We start from the raw sequence: 263 nt of genomic DNA, 5'->3' as shown, positions 1-263 counted from the left end.
TAGGCCGGACATCAATATCTTGGTAACCCGTTCAACTCCCGCCTGAAGACCTATCGAACAAACAAGAAAACCGATGACGACAGCAAGAGCCATCCACAGGGTTAACACAGGAGCGTTGGATATGAAGGAACCAAAGAAGTTGCCTACTTCTTCAGGTGAAAGGAGAGATAGCCGCCCAGCCGCCGTAAAGTAAGTGTAGGCCAGGCCCCATCCAGTTACGGTAGTATAAAACATCATCAGGATCATGTTTCCCATTACCCCCA

At 49.0% G+C, this 263-nt stretch carries 1 pseudogene; it reads right to left on the bottom strand.

Features of this window, described 5'->3' with window-relative positions:
• Positions 1 to 246: pseudogene (locus tag B3N34_RS01745) on the bottom strand (sodium-dependent transporter); the annotation flags it as partial.
• Between the last annotated feature and the right edge of the window lie 17 nt (positions 247 to 263).

Source organism: Acetomicrobium sp. UBA5826 (assembly GCF_002433005.1).
GTDB lineage: Bacteria > Synergistota > Synergistia > Synergistales > Acetomicrobiaceae > Acetomicrobium.
The sequence above is the reverse complement of the archived record's forward strand: the minus strand, read 5'-3'. Positions and strand labels throughout refer to the sequence as shown.